The organism is Corynebacterium sp. (genome assembly GCF_012837295.1).
Lineage (GTDB): Bacteria > Actinomycetota > Actinomycetes > Mycobacteriales > Mycobacteriaceae > Corynebacterium.
The window spans coordinates 1-1,860 of the sequence record NZ_DURI01000216.1; the positions used below are offsets into that span (position 1 = coordinate 1).

A 1,860-nucleotide genomic window follows, 5' to 3' on the forward strand; every position below is an offset into this window, starting at 1 on the left:
CATTCCGAGAGCCCCGCAGCCAAGGAGACCGCCGCAGCCGCAGGCACCGCTGATGGCACCGCCGTTATTGCCACGGAAGGCGCCGCCGTCGTTACCGCCACGAAAGGCGCCGCCCCCGCGACGGAGTCCATGGACGACGCCGCCTTCCGCGACCGGTTCGCGGCCATGCTGCGCAACCGCCGCAGCCACCGCGACTTCCTCCCCGACGCCCTCCCGGAGGACGAGGTGCGGGAGTTCCTGGAGCTGGTCATGACCTCGCCGTCGGCGTTCAACATGCAGGCCCGCGCGGTGGTGCGCATCCAGGACCCGGACGTCCGCGCCGCGGTGCACGCGGCCGCCCGCAAGCAGCGCCAGGTCCTCGAGGCCCCGCTGCTGCTCGCCTTCGTCGCCGAGCCCGACGGCTGGGAGGACACGTTCGACGAGGTCGCGTCGCAGTACCTCGCCTCGGGCCGCTGGGACGACTCCTTCGCCGCGGAGAAGCGCGACCGCATCGCCGGTTTCCAGAAGCAGCGCCGCGACCTGGGCCGTTCCCGCGAGTACGCGCTGCGCGACGCGACCATCGCCGCGTCCTTCGCCATGCTCGCCGCCGAGGCCCGCGGGTGGGCGACGTCGCCGATGACCGGCTTCGACGAGGAGGCCCTCAAGGCCGCCATCGGCGCGGACGACTCCGCCCGCGACGTCTCCGTCGCGCTGTTGCTGGCGGTGGGCCGCCCGGCCGGCGCCCCGAAGGATCCGGGCCGTTTGCCGCTGGAGCGCCGCGTCTACGTCGACGAATATCCGCTTTAAAACAGTGCTTTACGACGGCCCGCGTGCCCCGCGAACCGTCGTCAAGCACGGGGCGACGGCGCCGTGACCGGCCGCTACTTCGACAGTTCCGCGGCGAGCTCGACGGCCTGGCGGATGGCGCGCTTGGCGTCGAGCTCCGCGGCGACGTCCGCGCCGCCGATGACGTGGATGCGGGGGTCCTCGACGCCCGCGCCCAACGCCGACCTGTCCGACTCCTGGCCGGTGCACACGATGATGTTGTCGACGCCGATGACCTTGGACTCGCCGTCGACGGTGATGTGCAGGCCCTCGTCGTCGATGCGGTCGTAGGAGACGCCGACGTACTTGTGCACGCCGGCCTTCTTCAGCTCCGCGCGGTGCACCCAGCCGGTGGTCTTGCCCAGGCCCTTGCCGATCGACGACTCCTTGCGCTGCAGCAGATGCACCTCGCGCAGCGGCTTCTCGTCGTGCGGGGTGCCCAGGCCGCCGGGTGCGTCCGCCGGATCGACGACGCCCCAGGACTTCCGCCACTCCGCGAGCGACTGGTTCGGCTCGCGGGTCAGGTACTCGGCGACGTCGACGCCGATGCCGCCGGCGCCGATGACCGCCACGCGCGCGCCGGCGGTGCGGCGGCCGGAGAGCAGATCGTCGTAGGGGATCACCGAATCGTGGTCGATGCCGGGGATCTCCGGGATGCGCGGCACCACGCCGGCGGAGTAGACGATGTGGTCGAACGGCTCGGCGACGTCATCGACGGCCGTGGCCCCCACGCTCGGGTCCGCGTCGGTCACCCCGTCGTCCGCGCGGTCCGCGATGGCGCCGTCCGCCGAAGAACGGTCGGGGGAGGTGGCGGCGGAGGCGTCGTAAAGCTGATCGGCCGTGGCCCTGCGGCCGAGGTGCACCGGCACGCCGAGGACCTCCAGCCGGCGGGAGAAGTAGCGCAGCGTCTGGCCGTACTCCTCCTTGCCGGGGATCGCGGCGGCGAGGCGGAACTGGCCGCCGATGGCGTCGGAGGCCTCGAAAACCTCGACGTGGTGGCCGCGGACGGCCGCGGCCTCGGCGAAGGCCAGACCCGCCACGCCCGCGCCGATCACC

General features: G+C 72.8%; 2 protein-coding genes. One reads left to right on the plus strand and one right to left on the minus strand.

Translation table 11 applies throughout. The annotated features are described in order from the left end of the window. On the plus strand, positions 1–786 hold a 786-nt coding region (locus GX015_RS07200), incomplete at its 5' end, for a nitroreductase family protein (protein ID WP_291343946.1). Between the two features lie 74 nt (positions 787–860). Here GX015_RS07200 and GX015_RS07205 read toward each other — a convergent pair. Continuing rightward, positions 861–1,860: FAD/NAD(P)-binding oxidoreductase (locus GX015_RS07205; RefSeq protein WP_291343948.1), on the minus strand; the 1,000-nt coding region annotated here is incomplete at its 5' end.